Annotated in this window: 1 protein-coding gene; it reads left to right on the top strand. The window is 67.0% G+C overall.

Annotation, left to right across the window (positions count from 1 at the left end; translation table 11 throughout):
• The coding region (locus VN856_RS21260) for a glutamate synthase central domain-containing protein (protein ID WP_325692622.1) at positions 1-2,299 on the top strand (2,299 nt) is incomplete at both ends.

Below are 2,299 nucleotides of genomic sequence, written 5' to 3'. Positions count from 1 at the left end.
GATCCAGGTTCCCGATGCGTTCCTGCGCGAGGTAGTCGACTTCGATCTGCCCGAGGCGGGCAGCTACGCCACCGGCATCGCGTTCTTGCCGCAGTCGTCGAGAGAAGCGGCCGCCGCCTGCGCTGCGGTCGAGAAGATCGTGGAAGCCGAGGGCCTGCAGGTTTTGGGCTGGCGCGAGGTACCCACCGATGACTCGTCGCTGGGCGCGCTGTCCCGCGACGCGATGCCTACCTTCCGACAGGTGTTCCTCGCCGGCGCCGACGGCATGCAGCTGGAGCGCCGTGCCTACGTCATCCGCAAGCGTGCCGAGCACGAGCTCGGCACCAAGGGCCCGGGCCAGGACGGCCCCGGCCGTGAAACCGTCTACTTCCCAAGCCTTTCCGGCCAGACCATGGTCTACAAGGGCATGCTGACCACGCCACAGCTCAAGGCGTTCTATCTGGACCTGCAGGACCAGCGACTGACCAGTGCGTTGGGCATCGTGCACTCGCGGTTCTCCACGAACACCTTCCCGTCGTGGCCGCTGGCGCATCCGTTCCGCCGCATCGCGCACAACGGCGAGATCAACACCGTTACCGGCAACGAGAACTGGATGCGCGCGCGCGAGGCGCTGATCGACACCGATGTTTTCGGATCCCGCGACGACGTCGACAAGCTGTTCCCGATCTGCACGCCGGGCGCCTCCGACACCGCCCGCTTCGACGAAGCGCTCGAACTGTTGCATCTGGGTGGGCGCAGCCTGGCTCACGCCGTGCTGATGATGATCCCGGAAGCCTGGGAGCGGCACCCATCGATGGACCCGGCCCGGCGCGCGTTTTACGAGTACCACGCTTCGTTGATGGAGCCGTGGGACGGCCCGGCCTCCATGACGTTCACCGACGGCACGATTGTGGGCGCCGTGCTGGACCGCAACGGCCTGCGCCCGTCCCGCATCTGGGTGACCGACGACGGGCTGGTCGTGATGGCCTCCGAGGCCGGCGTGCTGGACCTGGACCCGGCGAAGGTGGTGCGCCGGATGCGGTTGCAGCCGGGCCGGATGTTCCTGGTCGACACCACCCAGGGCCGGATCGTCGCCGACGAGGAGATCAAGGCCGAACTGGCCGCCGAGCACCCCTATCAGGATTGGCTCGACAAGGGTCTGGTCCCGCTGGACGAGCTGCCGCAGGGCGACTACGTCCGGATGCCGCACCACCGGGTTGTGTTGCGCCAGTTGGTGTTCGGTTACACCTACGAAGAGCTCAACCTGCTGGTGGCGCCGATGGCGCGCACCGGCGCCGAGCCGCTCGGCTCGATGGGCACCGACACCCCGGTCGCGGTGCTCTCGCAACGCCCGCGGATGCTGTTCGACTACTTCCAGCAGTTGTTCGCCCAGGTGACCAACCCGCCGCTGGACGCCATCCGGGAAGAGGTGGTGACCAGTCTGCAGGGCACCACCGGCGGAGAGGGCGACCTGCTCAACCCGAACGAGGATTCCTGTCGCCAGATCGCGTTGTCGCAGCCGATTCTGCGTAACCACGAACTGGCCAAGCTGATCAACCTGGACCCCGACGTGGAGGTCAACGGTCGTCGACATGGCCTGCGGTCCAAGGTGATTCGCTGTCTGTACCCGGTCGCCGAGAATGGCGCCGGCCTGAAGGCCGCGCTCGACGAGGTGCGCGCACGGACTTCGGCGGCGATCGCCGACGGCGCACGGATCATCATCCTTTCCGATCGGGAGTCCGACGAGAACCTGGCGCCGATCCCGTCGCTGCTGGCGGTCTCGGCCGTGCACCACCACCTGGTCCGCGAACGCACCCGCACCAAGGTCGGACTGGTCGTCGAGTCGGGCGACGCCCGAGAGGTTCACCACATGGCCGCGCTGATCGGCTTCGGCGCGGCGGCGGTCAACCCGTACATGGCGTTCGAGTCCATCGAGGTCATGCTGGACAGCGGCAGCCTCGAGGGCCTCGACCGCGAGACCGCGCTGAAGAACTACATCAAAGCCGCCGGCAAGGGCGTGCTCAAAGTGATGTCCAAGATGGGCATCTCGACGCTGGCCTCCTACACCGGCGCCCAGCTGTTCCAGGCCGTCGGCGTCGACGAGGACATCCTCGCGGAATACTTCACCGGGTTGACCTGTCCCACCGGCGGAATCAACCTCGCCGACATCGCCGCCGACGTCGCGACCCGGCACTCGCTGGCTTTCCTGGACCGACCCGACGAACGTGCACACCGTGAACTCGAGGTGGGCGGGGAGTACCAGTGGCGCCGTGAAGGCGAATACCACCTGTTCAACCCGGACACCGTGTTCAAGCTGCAG

The sequence above is a fragment of the Mycobacterium sp. genome (assembly GCF_035603715.1).
Classification (GTDB): Bacteria; Actinomycetota; Actinomycetes; order Mycobacteriales; family Mycobacteriaceae; genus Mycobacterium.
Note: the sequence above shows the minus strand (reverse complement) of the source record. Positions and strands in the feature narration are given on the sequence as shown.